The organism is Furfurilactobacillus entadae (genome assembly GCF_045862745.1).
Lineage (GTDB): Bacteria > Bacillota > Bacilli > Lactobacillales > Lactobacillaceae > Furfurilactobacillus > Furfurilactobacillus entadae.
The window spans coordinates 61,843-76,948 of record NZ_BQXN01000009.1; the positions used below are offsets into that span (position 1 = coordinate 61,843).

At 47.3% G+C, this 15,106-nt stretch carries 15 protein-coding genes, 18 tRNA genes and 1 rRNA gene; 3 read left to right on the forward strand and 31 right to left on the reverse strand.

What is annotated here, in order from left to right; genetic code table 11:
- Window positions 1-82 precede the first annotated feature (82 nt).
- The 4 genes from ACKTR5_RS05705 to ACKTR5_RS05720 all read right to left on the reverse strand — a co-directional run bounded on the left by ACKTR5_RS05705 (window position 83) and on the right by ACKTR5_RS05720 (window position 2,903).
- Window positions 83-301, reverse strand: coding sequence for a hypothetical protein (locus tag ACKTR5_RS05705; protein WP_407879914.1), 219 nt, complete (start codon window positions 299-301; stop codon window positions 83-85).
- A gap of 188 nt (window positions 302-489) precedes the next feature.
- A complete protein-coding gene (locus tag ACKTR5_RS05710; RefSeq protein ID WP_407879915.1) occupies window positions 490-1,392 on the reverse strand; it encodes an RluA family pseudouridine synthase in 903 nt (300 codons plus the stop codon).
- A complete protein-coding gene (locus tag ACKTR5_RS05715; RefSeq protein ID WP_407879916.1) occupies window positions 1,392-2,195 on the reverse strand; it encodes an NAD kinase in 804 nt (267 codons plus the stop codon). Before ACKTR5_RS05715 ends, ACKTR5_RS05710 begins: the two co-directional genes overlap by 1 nt.
- A gap of 33 nt (window positions 2,196-2,228) precedes the next feature.
- Entirely contained in the window at window positions 2,229-2,903 is a 675-nt protein-coding gene (locus ACKTR5_RS05720; protein WP_407879918.1) for a GTP pyrophosphokinase, read from the reverse strand.
- 314 nt (window positions 2,904-3,217) lie between these two features.
- Here ACKTR5_RS05720 and ACKTR5_RS05725 point away from each other — a divergent pair, with 314 nt between their 5' ends.
- Window positions 3,218-3,847 carry a DsbA family protein gene (locus tag ACKTR5_RS05725; RefSeq protein WP_407879919.1) on the forward strand — a complete coding sequence of 210 codons (630 nt, stop codon included), beginning with the start codon at window positions 3,218-3,220 and terminating at the stop codon, window positions 3,845-3,847.
- Window positions 3,848-4,094: 247 nt separating this feature from the next.
- Here the strand turns inward: ACKTR5_RS05725 and pepF are convergent, their stop codons facing one another.
- The 3 genes from pepF to ACKTR5_RS05740 are packed head-to-tail and all read right to left on the reverse strand — an operon-like array spanning window position 4,095 to window position 6,992.
- A complete protein-coding gene (pepF, locus tag ACKTR5_RS05730; protein WP_407879921.1) occupies window positions 4,095-5,909 on the reverse strand; it encodes an oligoendopeptidase F in 1,815 nt (604 codons plus the stop codon).
- A gap of 38 nt (window positions 5,910-5,947) precedes the next feature.
- A complete protein-coding gene (locus ACKTR5_RS05735) occupies window positions 5,948-6,493 on the reverse strand; it encodes a hypothetical protein (RefSeq protein WP_407879923.1) in 546 nt (181 codons plus the stop codon).
- Complete coding sequence (locus ACKTR5_RS05740; protein WP_407879925.1) at window positions 6,474-6,992, reverse strand: competence protein CoiA; 519 nt, start codon at window positions 6,990-6,992, stop codon at window positions 6,474-6,476. Before ACKTR5_RS05740 ends, ACKTR5_RS05735 begins: the two co-directional genes overlap by 20 nt.
- A 150-nt stretch (window positions 6,993-7,142) precedes the next feature.
- Here ACKTR5_RS05740 and ACKTR5_RS05745 point away from each other — a divergent pair, with 150 nt between their 5' ends.
- Window positions 7,143-7,484 carry a hypothetical protein gene (locus ACKTR5_RS05745; RefSeq protein WP_407879927.1) on the forward strand — a complete coding sequence of 114 codons (342 nt, stop codon included), beginning with the start codon at window positions 7,143-7,145 and terminating at the stop codon, window positions 7,482-7,484.
- 66 nt (window positions 7,485-7,550) lie between these two features.
- Here the strand turns inward: ACKTR5_RS05745 and ACKTR5_RS05750 are convergent, their stop codons facing one another.
- The 3 genes from ACKTR5_RS05750 to ACKTR5_RS05760 all read right to left on the reverse strand — a co-directional run bounded on the left by ACKTR5_RS05750 (window position 7,551) and on the right by ACKTR5_RS05760 (window position 9,938).
- Window positions 7,551-8,303, reverse strand: a complete 753-nt coding sequence (locus ACKTR5_RS05750) for an adaptor protein MecA (RefSeq protein WP_407879928.1) — start codon at window positions 8,301-8,303, stop codon at window positions 7,551-7,553.
- A 183-nt stretch (window positions 8,304-8,486) separates the two neighbouring features.
- On the reverse strand, window positions 8,487-8,894 hold the full coding sequence (gene spxA, locus ACKTR5_RS05755; RefSeq protein ID WP_407879930.1) for a transcriptional regulator SpxA: 408 nt from the start codon (window positions 8,892-8,894) through the stop codon (window positions 8,487-8,489).
- Window positions 8,895-9,197: 303 nt separating this feature from the next.
- Window positions 9,198-9,938 carry an MBL fold metallo-hydrolase gene (locus ACKTR5_RS05760; RefSeq protein WP_407879932.1) on the reverse strand — a complete coding sequence of 247 codons (741 nt, stop codon included), beginning with the start codon at window positions 9,936-9,938 and terminating at the stop codon, window positions 9,198-9,200.
- A gap of 134 nt (window positions 9,939-10,072) precedes the next feature.
- Here ACKTR5_RS05760 and ACKTR5_RS05765 point away from each other — a divergent pair, with 134 nt between their 5' ends.
- A complete protein-coding gene (locus ACKTR5_RS05765) occupies window positions 10,073-10,573 on the forward strand; it encodes an antibiotic biosynthesis monooxygenase (protein WP_407879933.1) in 501 nt (166 codons plus the stop codon).
- Between the two features lie 49 nt (window positions 10,574-10,622).
- Here ACKTR5_RS05765 and ACKTR5_RS05770 read toward each other — a convergent pair whose 3' ends face one another.
- The 21 genes from ACKTR5_RS05770 to rrf form a co-directional block, all read right to left on the reverse strand.
- Window positions 10,623-11,615, reverse strand: a complete 993-nt coding sequence (locus ACKTR5_RS05770; RefSeq protein WP_407879934.1) for an FAD:protein FMN transferase — start codon at window positions 11,613-11,615, stop codon at window positions 10,623-10,625.
- 146 nt (window positions 11,616-11,761) lie between these two features.
- Window positions 11,762-11,835 (reverse strand) — tRNA-Met (locus ACKTR5_RS05775).
- 132 nt (window positions 11,836-11,967) lie between these two features.
- Window positions 11,968-13,206, reverse strand: coding sequence for a peptidoglycan bridge formation glycyltransferase FemA/FemB family protein (locus ACKTR5_RS05780; protein WP_407879936.1), 1,239 nt, complete (start codon window positions 13,204-13,206; stop codon window positions 11,968-11,970).
- A gap of 132 nt (window positions 13,207-13,338) precedes the next feature.
- Window positions 13,339-13,411 (reverse strand) — tRNA-Glu (locus ACKTR5_RS05785).
- Between the two features lie 23 nt (window positions 13,412-13,434).
- A tRNA-Ser gene (locus ACKTR5_RS05790) sits at window positions 13,435-13,522 on the reverse strand.
- 9 nt (window positions 13,523-13,531) lie between these two features.
- Window positions 13,532-13,605, reverse strand: a tRNA-Ile gene (locus ACKTR5_RS05795).
- Between the two features lie 5 nt (window positions 13,606-13,610).
- Window positions 13,611-13,681: transfer RNA gene (locus ACKTR5_RS05800), tRNA-Gly, on the reverse strand.
- 18 nt (window positions 13,682-13,699) lie between these two features.
- A tRNA-Phe gene (locus ACKTR5_RS05805) sits at window positions 13,700-13,772 on the reverse strand.
- Between the two features lie 8 nt (window positions 13,773-13,780).
- Window positions 13,781-13,854 (reverse strand) — tRNA-Asp (locus ACKTR5_RS05810).
- A 4-nt stretch (window positions 13,855-13,858) separates the two neighbouring features.
- Window positions 13,859-13,932, reverse strand: a tRNA-Met gene (locus ACKTR5_RS05815).
- A gap of 17 nt (window positions 13,933-13,949) precedes the next feature.
- Window positions 13,950-14,041, reverse strand: a tRNA-Ser gene (locus ACKTR5_RS05820).
- Window positions 14,042-14,063: 22 nt separating this feature from the next.
- Window positions 14,064-14,137 (reverse strand) — tRNA-Ile (locus tag ACKTR5_RS05825).
- A gap of 19 nt (window positions 14,138-14,156) precedes the next feature.
- Window positions 14,157-14,230 (reverse strand) — tRNA-Met (locus ACKTR5_RS05830).
- Window positions 14,231-14,261: 31 nt separating this feature from the next.
- Window positions 14,262-14,335, reverse strand: a tRNA-Pro gene (locus ACKTR5_RS05835).
- A gap of 32 nt (window positions 14,336-14,367) precedes the next feature.
- Window positions 14,368-14,441, reverse strand: a tRNA-Arg gene (locus ACKTR5_RS05840).
- A 6-nt stretch (window positions 14,442-14,447) separates the two neighbouring features.
- Window positions 14,448-14,533, reverse strand: a tRNA-Leu gene (locus ACKTR5_RS05845).
- Between the two features lie 16 nt (window positions 14,534-14,549).
- Window positions 14,550-14,621: transfer RNA gene (locus ACKTR5_RS05850), tRNA-Gly, on the reverse strand.
- Window positions 14,622-14,637: 16 nt separating this feature from the next.
- Window positions 14,638-14,710: transfer RNA gene (locus ACKTR5_RS05855), tRNA-Thr, on the reverse strand.
- 36 nt (window positions 14,711-14,746) lie between these two features.
- Window positions 14,747-14,819, reverse strand: a tRNA-Lys gene (locus ACKTR5_RS05860).
- Between the two features lie 6 nt (window positions 14,820-14,825).
- Window positions 14,826-14,898: transfer RNA gene (locus ACKTR5_RS05865), tRNA-Val, on the reverse strand.
- A gap of 5 nt (window positions 14,899-14,903) precedes the next feature.
- Window positions 14,904-15,020, reverse strand: a 5S ribosomal RNA gene (gene rrf, locus ACKTR5_RS05870).
- Window positions 15,021-15,106 lie beyond the last annotated feature (86 nt).

A 15,106-nucleotide genomic window follows, 5' to 3' on the forward strand; every position in this document is an offset into this window, starting at 1 on the left:
GCTGTCATCCACGTTCACGTTGATCATGTAAAAAGGCTGTTATCCTCACTGGGATAACAGCCTTTTTACATGAGTTGTTGTTTTAGTTTGTCCGGCGGAGTTGCCAATCCAGCCCTAATAAGCTCGCCGTGGTCACCAGTCGATCCGGGAGTGTACATTTTGCCACCGCGGAGTCCGTTCCTTGATCAGACGTCAGGTCAAACTGAAAGTACCCGCTCCCTAGCTCTTCGGTCGTAACACGATAGTGACCAATTTCCGCTTCATCAACGTGTTCTTCGCCATCACAAATCAGTTCTGTCATTTATTAACCCATCCTTGCCATAATTGTATTTATTCTATGTTATTTGTAAATTAATAATTAGGTAGTATAGCACTAATCTACACCCGGTCAGCCGTTCACCCAAAATTCATTCAGGATCATAACAAATCTTAACTAAAAGGATTACAAGTCCACCCCCGTGGTCTTGTAATCCCCTTTTTTAATTCTGCTTATTCACTTGCTGCTAATAATTGAACAATATCTTGCGCCGGGGCCACATGCACCGTTTGTTCCTGCCCCACAAAGGGGTCAAAGAAACGAATATCGGTGCAGGCAAGCGCCTGCCGCTCGATTCCCCAATCTAACGGGCCCTCGTACAGCTCGTCACCAACCAAGGGGTGCCCAATACTGCTAAAATGCACGCGGATTTGGTGCGTTCGCCCGGTGTGTAACCGCACTTTGACAACCGTGAACCGGGCTGTCTCATTGAGTACCCAAAATTCGGTGTGCGCACTCTGCCCAGTGGGCCCCGTTGTTCGTTTAACAAACGACGTCTCATCCCGCAAGATTGGCGCGGTGATGTCACCGTGCGCTGGCAAGCCGACACCGGCCACCACCGCAAGGTACGTTTTGGCCATGCTGTGATCCTTCAATTGTTTATCCAACACCGAATGAGCCATATGATGTTTACCAAACAAAACGATGCCGCTGGTCCCCTTATCCAGTCGGGTCACAATGTGGGGCACCTGGAGGGCCATCCCGTGTGTGATGAAGTAGCCCTTTACTCGGTTGACCATCGTGTCATTGCCATAATGGTGCGCCGGAACGGACGCCACCCCCGCCGGCTTATTCACAATTAAAAAGTTGTCATCCTCGGCAACAATCGTTAACGGGGCGTCAGAAATCGCAACCGCCGCGTTAGCCGGTTCCGGTGGTAATGTGATGGTCACCACGTCTTGTGGTTGCACCAGATCCACACTCCACGCCGGCACATGGTTAATCTGCATGCTTCCACCATGAAACTTGATTTGAATCAAAACGGCGTGAGAAACCCCGTGAGCGCTTAAAAACGTCCCCAGTTTGACCGGTTCATCCCCCTGATGACGCCACTCAAACTGCAATGGATACGCCATTATAAAACGTCTCCAATAAAGGATTCACGAACGCGTTCCCAAAACGCCGTGTGCCGATACTCCGCAAAATAAATGCGCTGCTCAGAAACACGAAACGTAATTTCCTTGATCAATCGTTCTGGCGTTTGAAATTGGTCACAAGTGATGGCAAAGTTATCGGCATCCTCAGAGCGTAAGGTCACCCATTCATCCTTGCCGATCACAAAAGAAGCCCCCAACGTCCGGAAGACCCGGTTATTAATGGACGCAATCTCAGCTATTTGGATGGCCTCAATTTCTGGATGTAAAACGGCCCCACCCAGGGATTTATTGTAGCCAGTTGACCCTGTTGGCGTTGAAAAACACAGGCCATCACCACGGAATCGTTCAAAAAGCTGATCCTTAATGTAAACATCGCAAACCAACGTTTTGGCGGCTTTTTTAACGGTTGCTTCGTTTAACGCTAAGAACTGACGTGGCTGTGTTTCACCCTTATACGTGATGTTAATATCCAGTAGTGGATAACTCACACTTTCGCCGTTGTCATGCGTTAAGCTGGAAACCAGTTGGTCAATCTCATAATCGCGCCAGTCTGTGTAAAAACCTAAGTGTCCCGTATGTAACCCGACAAACCGAACGTGGGCAAGCATTGCTCGGTAATGGTGAAACGCGGATAACATGGTGCCATCACCGCCGACCGAAACCACAATGTCCGGATTTTTATCATCAATGCTTAAATTGGCCTTATTTAACGCCACCGTCAGTTTTTCAATGACAGCCCGCGTTGCATCATTTGGATAATAACTGTAAATTGCAATCTTCATCTGCAACCTCTACTCTCTTTGCACAACCGTTCCTCACGCTTGTGGCTTCGTTGCTGTGTGCTCATCGGGTTTATCGCCGTCAGTCGCTGGTTCTTCTTCGGGCGCTGGTTCTGGTTGCGCCTCCGATAAATCAGCCCGAATGGCTGACATTTCTTGATCCAACCGAAACGCTGCTTCACCAGCCCGTTCCAACCGTTCCTGAAGTTCCTTTGGAAATTCACCCTGATACTTGTAGTTTAACGAATGTTCAATCGTTGCCCAGAAATTCATGGCAAGCGTCCGAACTTGAATTTCGGCTAAAATTTTCTTTTCGCCGCCCATCATCTGAACGGGATACGAAACCACAATGTGGTAAGAACGATAACCACTCGGCTTCACGTTTGAAATGTAATCACGTTCTTCTAAAATCGTCATGTCCGTTCTCTGGCGTAACAGGTCAACGACTTGATAAATATCATCCACAAATTGACACATAATTCGGAGGCCGGCGATGTCTTGCATATCGGCCTCGATTCGGTCCTCCGCCACGTGACGACGCACCATTTTTTCCTGAATGCTCCCCACTGGCTTCACCCGGCCCGTCACAAATTCAACGGGGGATTCTTGACCAGCATCCTTATATTGTCGCCGAATTCCACGAAGCTTAACCTTGAGTTCTTCAACGGCTTGTTCATAAGGGAGCAAAAAGTGGTCCCAGTCTTCAATCATCTGATGACCTCCCATAGATGTTCTCCAGTGTTAGAGCGCTCAGCCAATTCAACTGAACGATTTCTAACTTACAGAAAATAGTTTACCATATTTACTGCCCTGACGGGGATTGTCCGCCCGTTAACCTCATAAAACGTTTGACTTTACTTTCTGCAAAAAATCGGGCATGATAGTTCCAGTTGAGCGAGAGACACGGTTGCCATCCCATGGCATTGCAACCGGTTGTCTGTCGCTTTCATTGACTGCTTAACCATCATCGGGTAAGCTAATTCAGTAAAAACAGATTACACTCATCATTTTATGGAGGTCGGACCGTGTTAGAAGTTTATCTGTTTGTTAATCCCCTTGGTTCTACTTGTTATACATGTGAACAGCAAGTGAACCGGGTCGCCGCCCAAACGAAGAGCAAACTCCAAATTCAGTTTGTCCCGATGCTTACCTTACAGACGATCAGCGAAACTTTTCACCGATTAAATGCACAGCATCCTGGTACAATCGAGCGCAACCAACTGGCACAACAAATGTATCAAATCATCATGGACTACAAGGCTGCCTCCTTTCAGGGCAAACGCCTCGGCCGGCAATTCTTTCTTCAACTTCAAGGCCACTTGCTAGAACAACACGAAGTCTACACAGAAGCACTTGGTCGCAGTGTTGCTGAAGCATTGGGACTTGACCTTGAAATGTTTGACGACGACCGCCATAGCAAACTGGCAGAAGAGGCCTTCGCGTCTGATCAGCATCTCGTTTCTGAAATGAACATTGATCACCCTGGCGAAACGGTCATTTTCGATGTCGATGATTTCGACTACGGTCTCTTAATGGACGAATTCGATTACGAAACCTTATTCGAAATTAGCGAACACGCCAGCAACACGAACATCGCCAGCCTGTCTCAGGCGGTAGAACACATGACAGATAAGGCTAACCTTCGCGTTCTGTAATGCCTAACTCGTTTGAATAGCACATTACCAAAAATTTCATTACCCAGTTTATTGGTGCTCTGTTACCGCTCGTTGTCGAGCAGTGATGGATCACCAATTTTTATTTATTAACCCCTCCTGAATCCGGCTCAATCGTTACCGCCAAACCAAAAAGTCGCGGATCATTGCAACCTTGCAATGATCCGCGACTTATTTTATTGGTTCTATGAAGACGTTTAAACACCAGCGTAACGCTAACTTTACTGTCCTACTTCAGTTCATGAGTCATCAGGTGTTCAAATTCGTTTAACCGCTCCTCAAAAACCGCAAAGGCGTCCGTCAGGTAATCGGCCTGGGTCATATCAACCCCGGCTGTCCTCATAACGTCCAACGGATACTGCGCACTACCCGCTTTCAAAAAGTCCAAGTAGCGTGTTCGCGCGGCTGGTTCCTGTTTTGTGATTCGACTGGCCAATGTGGCTGCTGCCGCGAACCCTGTTGCATACTGAAAGACATAATAATTGTAATAGAAATGGGGAATCCGCGACCATTCATTCGCAATTTCTGGATCTGGCGTCAACGCTGCCCCATAATAAGTCTGGTTCAGTTGACCGTACTGCTCTGAAAGACCCTTAGCTGTTAACGGATGGCCGGCAGCATCTTCCTGATGCAGCCAGTGTTCAAATTCAGCAAATTGCGTTTGCCGGTAGACGGTCCCCTTGAACCCATCTAAATAGTGGTTCAGGATGTACGCCCGCACCTTCGGGTCATCATTTGTTGCCAACAGATAATCCGTTAACAAGTTTTCATTTGTAGTTGAGGCTATTTCTGCCACAAAGATCGCGTAATCACCATACTGATACGGTTGATTATGGCGTGTGTAATAACTGTGAATACTGTGGCCCATTTCATGAACCAGTGTGAACAGTGACTCCAAATTATCCTGCCAGTTTAAAAGAATGTAGGGATTGGTGTCGTACACCCCTGAAGAAAATGCGCCACTCCGTTTGCCCTTGGTTTCGACAACATCAATCCACCGTTGATCAAACGCTTCCTCCACATGACTCACATAATCCGGCCCCAAGACACTGAGCGCCGTTAAGGCCACTTGCTTCGCTTCAGAATACGTGTAACTCAACGGTGCGGCGCCCGTAATCGGCGTGTATAAGTCGTACGAATGTAACTCATCCAACTTCAAGAGCCGTTTTCGAAGCGCCACGTAACGGTGCAATGCATCAAGGTGACCATTAACTTCACTGACCAGTGTTTCATACACTGCTTCCGGCACGTTATTTTCGGCTAGCGCTGCGGCCCGTGCCGACTCATAATGGTGAACCCGCGCCTCAAAGTTGTGCCCCTTCACGTTACTGATCAGCGTTGAGGCAAACGTATTTTGAAACTGCATGTAGACTTTGTACAGTTGCTTAAACGCTGCTTCCCGTACAGAACGATTGGTCGACTCCAAGAGCACACCGTAAACACCTTGACTGAGCCGAACATCATTCCCATCATTATCCTTCACCACTGGGAACACTAAATCAGCGTTATCCAAGACGCCAAACGTCTTTGCAGATGCGCCAAAAATGTCACTCGCACCTGCTAAGAGTGCTTCTTCGTTTGCCGGCAATGTGTGGGTTCGCGCCCGGTCTAAGTCTGCAAAAAAGTGCTGATATGGCGCTAATTGGGGCGTTTGTAACCATTCAGTTAATGTCGCCTCTGGAATCGTTAGCACCTCTGGCCGAAACCAGGCCAACGCACTTGCCGCCCGGGCTGCTAAATCACCGGCTTGTGCAGCCAGTGCCTGGGCAGCCTGATCGCTGGTGTCCTGTTCCTGCTTCAGGGAGGCGTACACATCCACGTTTTCTAGTTGATGATAAACGGTGAGTAAGTAGGTCGTCCCGGATAATAACTCGTTCGCCCCGGCACCCAATGTCCCCTTATAGTGATCAACCTGCGTTAACGCCTGTTCCACCGCTTTGTACGCACGGTGCCACGCGTCATCCGTTTCAAAAATCTGGGTCAAGTCCCAGGTCAACTGTTCCGGTACTTCGTCACGGGTTGGTAATTGTTTGATTTCTGCCATTGGTTCCTCCTCTGGTGCACATTATCGAATCTTGCCTTCTACTTTAGCAGACTTTGTTCATGTTCGGCACAAAAAAAGGTTGCACATTGTTGTTCACTAATCGTTTGTCTCATTTTTCGATCTACCAAATGTACGTTTTGAAACCAACGAAAGCTCGGCACCGCGTACTGTTGCCAGGCAGCCACACGTTGTCGGGTGGAACTCGTTGGGTGTAATTGCCACCATAATACTAATGGTACCCGCCAAGCCAACATACTATTAAGCCAGTATGGCGTGTCGTATTCATCACCAAAAACCCATTCCGGTAGTGTTTGCAACGTTTGGTGTTGCGCGTAACACAATGCCTGCCAGGCCATGACGGTTGGTTGCCGATAGTGCAAGCCCCAGCTAATGGCCCGCTGTTGTCGCCGTCTGTTCGCAACTGAAAGCTGTGTCTCACCACAAGCGCCCTCACGCTTTTGCCACCACTCATGCCAACTCGACCATGTTTGAAACTGCTTCTCCTGAAACAAAACGGGTAAAAACGGTGCCACCTTGATGCCACTCAACACAACCATCGCATTTTTAGTCGTTGACCAATACAAAACGCACGCCCCATGTGTCGGGTGCCACAAAAGGAACTGACAACTGACCCACCTTCCCCAAGTTCAAACGTTTTCTTGGCGCATATGGCTGGCCCAGTAGCCATAATTGTTGGTAACCGCCCTGCTGATAACCGCTGATTCGCTCACACAAGCGCCTGTGTTTAATGGGGCTACACTGAAATTCAATTGCAACCCGCCCGTTTAAGAGTAAATCTGGTCGCTGGTGAAGTGCTTGTAACGGTCGTTCCAACTGCACCACCCCACCTTGTGCGAGAAACCACTGTGTCAACTGCCGCTTTCCTAAGAGGTGTTGGTCCGTTTCGCCTTCGCTAAAGCTGTGACACGCTTGACGCCGTTGGTGGGCAAAATACGGCTGCCGAATCCGACCACTCCGAAGCACCACGCATTGATGACACGCTGGACAAATAAAGGGGTCCTCGTGCCCTGCGTCTTTCGCGTCAGTTAGCCGCCCCGTGACCCGTTGTTGTGCAATTAACATTATGTCTCCTCCATCAGTCACATACGAAAACGACCGCTTTTTGAACGAAAGTTAGGTTAAATGGTGATCATTATGCTAATATGTTGAGTGTTGTGGTTTGTCCAAATACTGAGGACATTAAAAGCTGGTCATTTTTTGGAGACACATTGCATGAAAAAAAGATCGTTAGCAACCGCTAGTGGGATTACTGGTCTTATTGGCGGCATTATTTTATTATTTGGATTCGCCATCGTTGCCGGAACTGCGATGACTGAAAACTCAGTTGCCATTGTTACAGTCTTCGTCATCTTGGCTCTGTTGAAAATCACAATTTTAACTTTGGGGATTACTGGCACCGTTTATTACCGTGATGATTCACGGGTTGGAACAATGCCCGGAATTTTGCTCATCGTCGGTGGGGGTATTAGCCTCCTCCTCGGTTTTGTCGGCGGAATCGTGGCCATCGTTGGGGCGTCATTTTACCTCAGCAAACTGAAGAACTTTAAGGCATAAAAATAAGGCTCCAGAAACCGGGATAACCTGGTTTCTGGAGCCTTATTTTTATGCACTTTTACACCATTACTTAAAGTAGTGGCGAGCTAACTCTAATGCTGACGTCTCCATGACCCGTTCACCATGTTCGGTCAACACATCCCCCGTAATACTGGTCTTATTGGCGTATTCCAGGGCAACCGCAACATCATTTTTAATCATCTCAGGCGTTGTCTGATCCGTAAAGAATACCAATTCAAGGTAGTAGTGATCACGATACTTATATAAATTTGAAACGGCCCCTTCTAAACGCAACGTTTGCGCGATGGACACCAAGTTTTCAAAGTCATCTAGTCGTAACACCACTTCATGCGTTGGCATATCTGGATTATTGATAAACCCCTTCAAATCGTCCGCATCCTCATCATCGTCTTTAATTTGGCTCTTCCGCTCATCTGCTTCGTCGTCCCTTGCATCACGGGATTGCAACTGCTCCTTGATAAAATCGGACACCTGATCCGTTGAGGCACTGTCAAAGTCGACCGCCCCACTCAAATCATCATTTTCATCATCAAAGTCAAGGTTGTCATCACCATCTGGATCGACGTTTTTACTAATAAATAGTTCCAGGCCATTCCGGTTCGGCAGGACTTGGAAGGTCACCGCTTCATTATCTTGAAATTGGTGATCAACATCAACCTCTTCCAGAATGCTATAAAAGAAGCGTTCAATCTGCTGATGGTTTCCCAATAGATCCAGCACGGTAATCCCCCGCGCTGACAGATCCTCATTACCGATCAACACACGGATTGTATTTTCATTAATGCGTTCCATCTCCATTTAAAACACCCCTTTCACCAGAAAAGATCCAGTCTAAATGTTTATTCATATTCTAGTCTTCTAGGCGGCAAAGTAAAGTTTAACCACCTCATTTCAACCGACTTTTTCGGCTGAACAATAAAAAACGAATCCACGGAATATTATCCCATAGATTCGACTCGTTGCAAATATTCTTGTAACTTATTATAAATCTGCTAATCGTTGTGCTTCAGCCAATTCCAACGCCCGGACGTCACGTGGCAAGAACCGCCGAATTTCGTCTTCGTTGTAACCGACTTGGAGCCGCTTATCATCCATGATGATGGGCCGCCGTAATAGCGCAGGATTTTCATGAATCAATTCAATCAGCTGATTCATTGGTAATTCATCTAAATCAATGTCTAAGTCCTGAAAGACCTTTGAGCGCTTTGAAATAATTTCTTCAGTACCATCTTCAGTCATTCTTAGGACTGTTTTAATCTCATCAGTTGAAAGTGGTTCCGCAAAGATGTTCCGTTCTGAAAACGGGATGTCATTTTCAATCAACCAAGCGCGTGCCTTCCGGCAAGAAGTGCAGCTTGGCGATGTGTATAATGTTACCGGATTACTCATAAATTGTCGTCCCCCTAATGCCTAATTTGAGTTGGGTAGATCGAATTATCCTATGAATACATTGTACAACACTGAATCCAAAAATGAAAGACTTCTTTTAAATAAGTAGAACGTACATTCGTTTTGCAATATAGACAGATGTTTGATATTCGTTTATTAACTTACTAAAAATCGACAAATTTTAGTTTAATTGCAAAAACACATTTCGTTTCATATCATTTTTACCGTCTTATTTTTATAAGCTGGTTTTTATTGAGAATCCGCTTACACATTGACTCACCAGGTCCATCATCTTTTACACAATCAAATTTGCCATTCTTGTTTTGCTGAGGCCAACGCAACTGAAACAGTCGGGCCTGCTGCGTCCTGAGCTTGATCGCGTAAAACGGATAATTGGCCGGTTTGTGGCAAATGGGTCAGTAACAGCTGCTTAGCGGTTGCTTGCTTTGCCAACGCCCCCGCTTGAGTCGACGTCATGTGCCACATTGGACCGTCATGATCTGCAAAAAAGTTCGTATCAACCATGAGGAAGTCCGCGTGCTGAACAAATGCAGCCATCGTTGGAATTGCGGCAGTATCCGCACTAAAGGCCAGAACCCGTCCCGTCGTTGTTTCCTCAATTCGAACGGCAAACGTTGGGACAGGATGTTTAGTTTTGAGAAACGTGATCAAAAATGGCCCAAGGGTCAATGGTGTTTGGTCATTATAGGGCCGCCCCACCGTCGCATTCGGCCAGGTAAGTGCGGCAAAGTTTAACGGGTCCTCGGTATGCCCGTAAATTGGGAGCACCGGCTGCTTCCGTTTGCCTTGATCCAATTGCCATTGATACTGAAGGACCCCAACATCGGCCGTATGATCATGATGATAATGTGTTAGTAGGACGGCATCCAGTTGGAGTGGACTTAGCACACGTTGAAGTGCTAATAACGTCCCACTACCAGCGTCAATCATTAAATGATAGTCCCCGCTTTCTAGCAAGTACCCCGTCGTCCCAACACCGTTTGCAGGATAACCACCATAATAACCCAAGATTGTTAATTTCATTTATCTGTCCCCCTTACGTTGTCTTTAATGTACATGGTCAACCTTAAATTTATCCCCGTCAAGCGTCCCCTTTTTACAAGGTTTAAGAAGTCGACTATAATTAAGGTGAAAGTAATTGATGGAGGTAATTGATTATGACACGTTCAGTATCGTTAACGTTTGGGACCAAACCCATCCTTCAAAAAATCCAGGCTGATAGTCCTCACGGCCAACTGATGGCGTTGTCCGAGACCAGTGGTGTCGCACGGTTAATGTTGCTCGATGTTTCAGATCGTGAAAATCGTTTTGCAAACCCAATTTCCTTTAACGTTTTGGCAGAACGGCCACGGCCTGAATATCATGACTTCTTTTCATTCATCAATTTGCAACTAGACCCTGATCACGCAAAAATTTTGCGTGCCAGTGTTGATCACTTTTTGGATCAGGATCAACCACTGGGTTTGGGCGCGTTCCTGTTGCTAGAAAACACCAAATCTCCCAGCGACTATTTACTACTCTCATCCTGGGAGCAAGTCACTGATTATCACGCTTGGCTCTCAAGCCCTGAATTCAGTGTTTTTACACCATTCTACAAACAGACCCAGTATAACTACCGTGAAGTGGCTTATAAACGGACTTCACTCGATAAAGCTTAACAAACAACAAGCCATGCGTCCTAAGTGTAATTAGGGCGCATGGCTTGTTTTAGGCTAATCCAAAGGTCGTTTCATCCTGTTGTGTTAATCCCACGGTGGATAGCTGGTGGTCCTTATCAATGAACACAGCCCCGTAGCAATCCGGGTGCGCTGCCAGCCACGTTTCATCCGCGCCACCCGCAAAAAAGAGCCGGGTTGACTCGATCTCACCAATCACAGACTGCCGACTAAAAACAGTTACACTGGCAAGCGTCGTTTCAAACGGGTAGCCGGTTCGGCCATCCAAAATATGGTGGTAATCATGACCATCAACCGTTAAATGGCGTTCATACACGCCTGAGGTAACTGCGGAGCACGCCGGGAGAATAACCCGCCCCAACGTAGCACCCCGCGCCGACCATGGGTCCTGAATCCCGATTCGCCAGCGCTGATCAGCATGTGTTGGTGCTGACCCAACAAATAGCAAGTTCCCGCCCAGGTTGATCATCCCCGCGGAAATCCCGGCTGATTGCCAGAGGTCATGAATCCGGTCAGCAATGTACCCTTTTGCAATCGCGCCAAGATCCAGCTCCATCCCTGCAGACTTTAAAAACACACTTTGCAGTGCGTCATCCAAAACAACCTGTTGAGGATCAATTAGTCGCTGAACCCGGGCTAACGTTTCCTCCGCGGGCTTGTGGGCGTCGGCAAAGCCAATGTGCCACGCCTTGACCAACGGACCAATGGTGGCGTTAAATCCACTATTTTCTAAACTCGCCGCCACGGCCATCTTCACCAACGTGTAGGTACTTCCCGATACCTGAACGGGATGATCACCGGCTGCATGATTAATGGCCATCACTTCTGATGCTGGTCGATTGACCGTTAGCTCATCTTCAAATCGGTTCACTAACTGCTTGCTCTGGGCAAGTAACCCCGGAACTGGAATGCCAAACGTGGTTAGCTGGATTTTTGTTCCCAACGCATGAAACCCTTGGCTTTCCTGGTGCCGAAGTCCTTCTGAACTAACCGATCCGGCCCACCCTGCCTGCATTTCGTTCATTGTATCATCCTCTCGCCAATAATCTATGCTTCATTATGAGCCCACGTCACTGGTTCTGTCATCATTTTTAGTCCATCATGGCACTAAATAGTTGCGATTAAAAAAGTAAGCATTCACCAATTAAGATGAATGCTTACTTATCATGATTGCGGGAGCTGGATTTGAACCAACGACCTTCGGGTTATGGGCCCGACGAGCTACCAGACTGCTCCATCCCGCGATAATAGAATTATTGGTCAACTCGAACAGCAACTGTTCAAATTAACTATATAATTATACCACCAACTACGTTTAAAGTCTAGTCATGACTTGCGATAAATCATTTAATCCTTGATCGAATGCTAACTGCCCTTTACTTACCCAGGAGACGTTTAATGAGCGTGTAAGCACGTTCAACAACTGGCCGGACCGAATAATCAAAGACACCGATATTCTCTCTCGTAACGCCACCAAAGCCCTGTTTAAACATCAACACGCCATCAGAACCATCGAAGTTCCCAGAAACGCCGTAGAAATTATATAACGGAATGTTTAATTTAATGGCCAGCCGAATCATGTGATCTTGAATCATGTATGGCGCATAGAACTTTTTAAACTGATCATTTGTAAAACTAAACATGTACCCAATTTCTTGTGGCTCAACGAAGAACATCGCCCCAGACAAGACCGCTACGTTGCCGTACTCTGCTTTAAACGCTTCTGCATCGTGAATCCGTTTTTTGTGCTGATTAACCTGATCTAAATATTCATGCTGACGGGCCTTCAAATGTTTATTACTTTTTTCCGCAATCTTTTTATCAAGTTCGTTAAGCAAACCCGTCAGCTCATCGATCCGGTCCGTTTGACTTTGAATGTACGCATCGAAGTCAATTTCAGCAAAGATAAACTTAACGTCATCACCGTATGCTCGGTACGTCTTTTGGTAGTAATCCAACGGTTTATCCTCAAAGTTAAGCCGTTGCGCTGTCTCACTGGTATACTGGTGAAACAGTGGTAGTTCATCGTAATCAATTTCTCTAAGCCGGACACCAAACTGCTGTGTCTTCTTCAGGGCATATTGGGCATCCTTTTCATAGGTCGAAAAAACAGTCGCCTCAGATACACCCGTTAATGGTTTAACAAATTCGTATCCCAGGGTCGCTGTGGAATAGCCTGCAACCGTTGGTGTGTGCTTAAAACCAGCCTGTTTAAGGTTCTGGATGGCCGTTTGATTCTGTGTCGCTTGTACTTGACCATCATTGTCTAATTCATGAACTGCTAACGTCGGTTGAACATGCAACGTTAAGCCACCATGATCATGAGCAAATTGTTTCAACCCGTTCATCATGGCCGTCACAACTTGTTCGTTATCATAGTCCATTAACGGGCCACCAACGACTTCAAATGCGCTGCCAAGCCGAAGCTTCCGCCAACTCACCAGGGCACCCGCAATCAGCTGATTATCGTCATTTTTAAGCCCCAAATAAGCCGTTTGCACACCCCGAGCCTTCAATTCATGGGCCTGCTCAACCGTTTGCATATACGTTCCAAGTTGCGCCTTTTTTTCAAATAAATCATATTCATTTTCGTCTAGTTGTACCACTTGCTGCATGCTTATTAATCCCCCATTGTCAGTTATTACCATCATATCATCTGTAACTGTTATTTGTTGGTAAACGTCATTCGCAATTTTACGAACAAAACAAAAGAGGACTCACAATTGTGAGTCCTCTTTTTATTTTTATGACCCCTACGGGATTCGAACCCATGTTACCGCCGTGAAAGGGCGGTGTCTTAAACCACTTGACCAAGGGGTCATGATAAATATTAATTGATAAAACGGAGAAGGAGAGATTCGAACTCTCGCGCCGCTTACGCGACCTATACCCTTAGCAGGGGCACCTCTTCAGCCACTTGAGTACTTCCCCAAAACCAAATGGGCACAAGTGGACTCGAACCACCGACCTCACGCTTATCAGGCGTGCGCTCTAACCAGCTGAGCTATGCGCCCATGAAAGCGGGTGACGAGAATCGGACTCGCGACAGCAGCTTGGAAGGCTGCGGTTTTACCACTAAACTACACCCGCAAAACATGGTTGTTACTATGGCGCGGGACAGAATCGAACTGCCGACACATGGAGCTTCAATCCATTGCTCTACCGACTGAGCTACCGAGCCATTTTAAGCGGTCCCAACGAGACTCGAACTCGTGATCTCCTGCGTGACAGGCAGGCGTCCTAACCAACTGGACCATGGGACCAAAATTGCGGGGGCTGGATTTGAACCAACGACCTTCGGGTTATGGGCCCGACGAGCTACCAGACTGCTCCACCCCGCGATAATATTAAAAAGAAAAGGAGGATAAGAGATTCGAACTCTTGCGTGGACTTGCGCCCACCTGACGGTTTTCAAGACCGTTCCCTTCAGCCAGACTTGGGTAATCCTCCATAAAAACAAGTGGACCATTAGTGGACCTTGTAGGACTCGAACCTACGACCGAACGGTTATGAGCCGTTTGCTCTAACCAACTGAGCTAAAGGTCCAAGTTCACTACGGTACCAATCGCGGCAGGGGGGATCGAACCCTCGACCTCCCGGGTATGAACCGGACGCTCTAGCCAGCTGAGCTACACCGCGATCATAAATAACTACAAAAGCTATTTATAAATCGGGAAAACAGGATTCGAACCTGCGACCCCCTGGTCCCAAACCAGGTGCTCTACCAAGCTGAGCTATTTCCCGAAAACAATTTGAATCTCGCGACTAAGTCGCAATGCACCCAGTAGGAGTCGAACCTACAACCTTCTGATTCGTAGTCAGACACTCTATCCAGTTGCGCTATGGGTGCAAATAGTGCCGAGGACCGGGATCGAACCGGTACGGTCATCACTGACCGCAGGATTTTAAGTCCTGTGCGTCTGCCAATTCCGCCACCCCGGCATCATTGAATTGGCAAAGCGGAAGACGGGATTCGAACCCGCGACCCCCACCATGGCAAGGTGATGTTCTACCACTGAACTACTTCCGCATATATTTTGGTGCAATGCCGACTAGAGGATTCGAACCTCCGACCCCCTGTTTACAAGACAGGTGCTCTGCCAACTGAGCTAAGTCGGCATTAAAGCCGAAGAAATATTACCCTCTAGGGGGTAATGAGCCGTGACAGTCTCGAACTGTCGACCCTCTGATTAAAAGTCAGATGCTCTACCAACTGAGCTAACGGCTCATTAAATGGAAGATACAGGGCTCGAACCTGTGACCCTCTGCTTGTAAGGCAGACGCTCTCCCAACTGAGCTAATCTTCCAAAACGCATGGCGACGGCCTACCCTCGCAGGGAGCGATCCCCCAACTACTCTTGGCGCGACAAAGCTTAACTTCCGTGTTCGGCATGGGAACGGGTGTATCCTTTGTGCCATCATCACCACACTATTGAGTGTTACGCACTCAAAACTGAAGCAGATTCTTTTTATTAGTTTAAACCGGACACCACTTTGTGGTTAAGTCCTCGACCG

Coding starts and splice junctions, on each gene's coding strand:
- ACKTR5_RS05705 (WP_407879914.1), bottom strand. CDS start 301: ATGACAGAACTGATTTGTGATGGCGAAGAACACGTTGATGAAGCGGAA.
- ACKTR5_RS05710 (WP_407879915.1), bottom strand. CDS start 1,392: ATGGCGTATCCATTGCAGTTTGAGTGGCGTCATCAGGGGGATGAACCG.
- ACKTR5_RS05715 (WP_407879916.1), bottom strand. CDS start 2,195: ATGAAGATTGCAATTTACAGTTATTATCCAAATGATGCAACGCGGGCT.
- ACKTR5_RS05720 (WP_407879918.1), bottom strand. CDS start 2,903: ATGATTGAAGACTGGGACCACTTTTTGCTCCCTTATGAACAAGCCGTT.
- pepF (WP_407879921.1), bottom strand. CDS start 5,909: ATGGCAGAAATCAAACAATTACCAACCCGTGACGAAGTACCGGAACAG.
- ACKTR5_RS05740 (WP_407879925.1), bottom strand. CDS start 6,992: ATGTTAATTGCACAACAACGGGTCACGGGGCGGCTAACTGACGCGAAA.
- ACKTR5_RS05745 (WP_407879927.1), top strand. CDS start 7,143: ATGAAAAAAAGATCGTTAGCAACCGCTAGTGGGATTACTGGTCTTATT.
- ACKTR5_RS05750 (WP_407879928.1), bottom strand. CDS start 8,303: ATGGAGATGGAACGCATTAATGAAAATACAATCCGTGTGTTGATCGGT.
- spxA (WP_407879930.1), bottom strand. CDS start 8,894: ATGAGTAATCCGGTAACATTATACACATCGCCAAGCTGCACTTCTTGC.
- ACKTR5_RS05760 (WP_407879932.1), bottom strand. CDS start 9,938: ATGAAATTAACAATCTTGGGTTATTATGGTGGTTATCCTGCAAACGGT.
- ACKTR5_RS05765 (WP_407879933.1), top strand. CDS start 10,073: ATGACACGTTCAGTATCGTTAACGTTTGGGACCAAACCCATCCTTCAA.
- ACKTR5_RS05770 (WP_407879934.1), bottom strand. CDS start 11,615: ATGAACGAAATGCAGGCAGGGTGGGCCGGATCGGTTAGTTCAGAAGGA.
- ACKTR5_RS05780 (WP_407879936.1), bottom strand. CDS start 13,206: ATGCAGCAAGTGGTACAACTAGACGAAAATGAATATGATTTATTTGAA.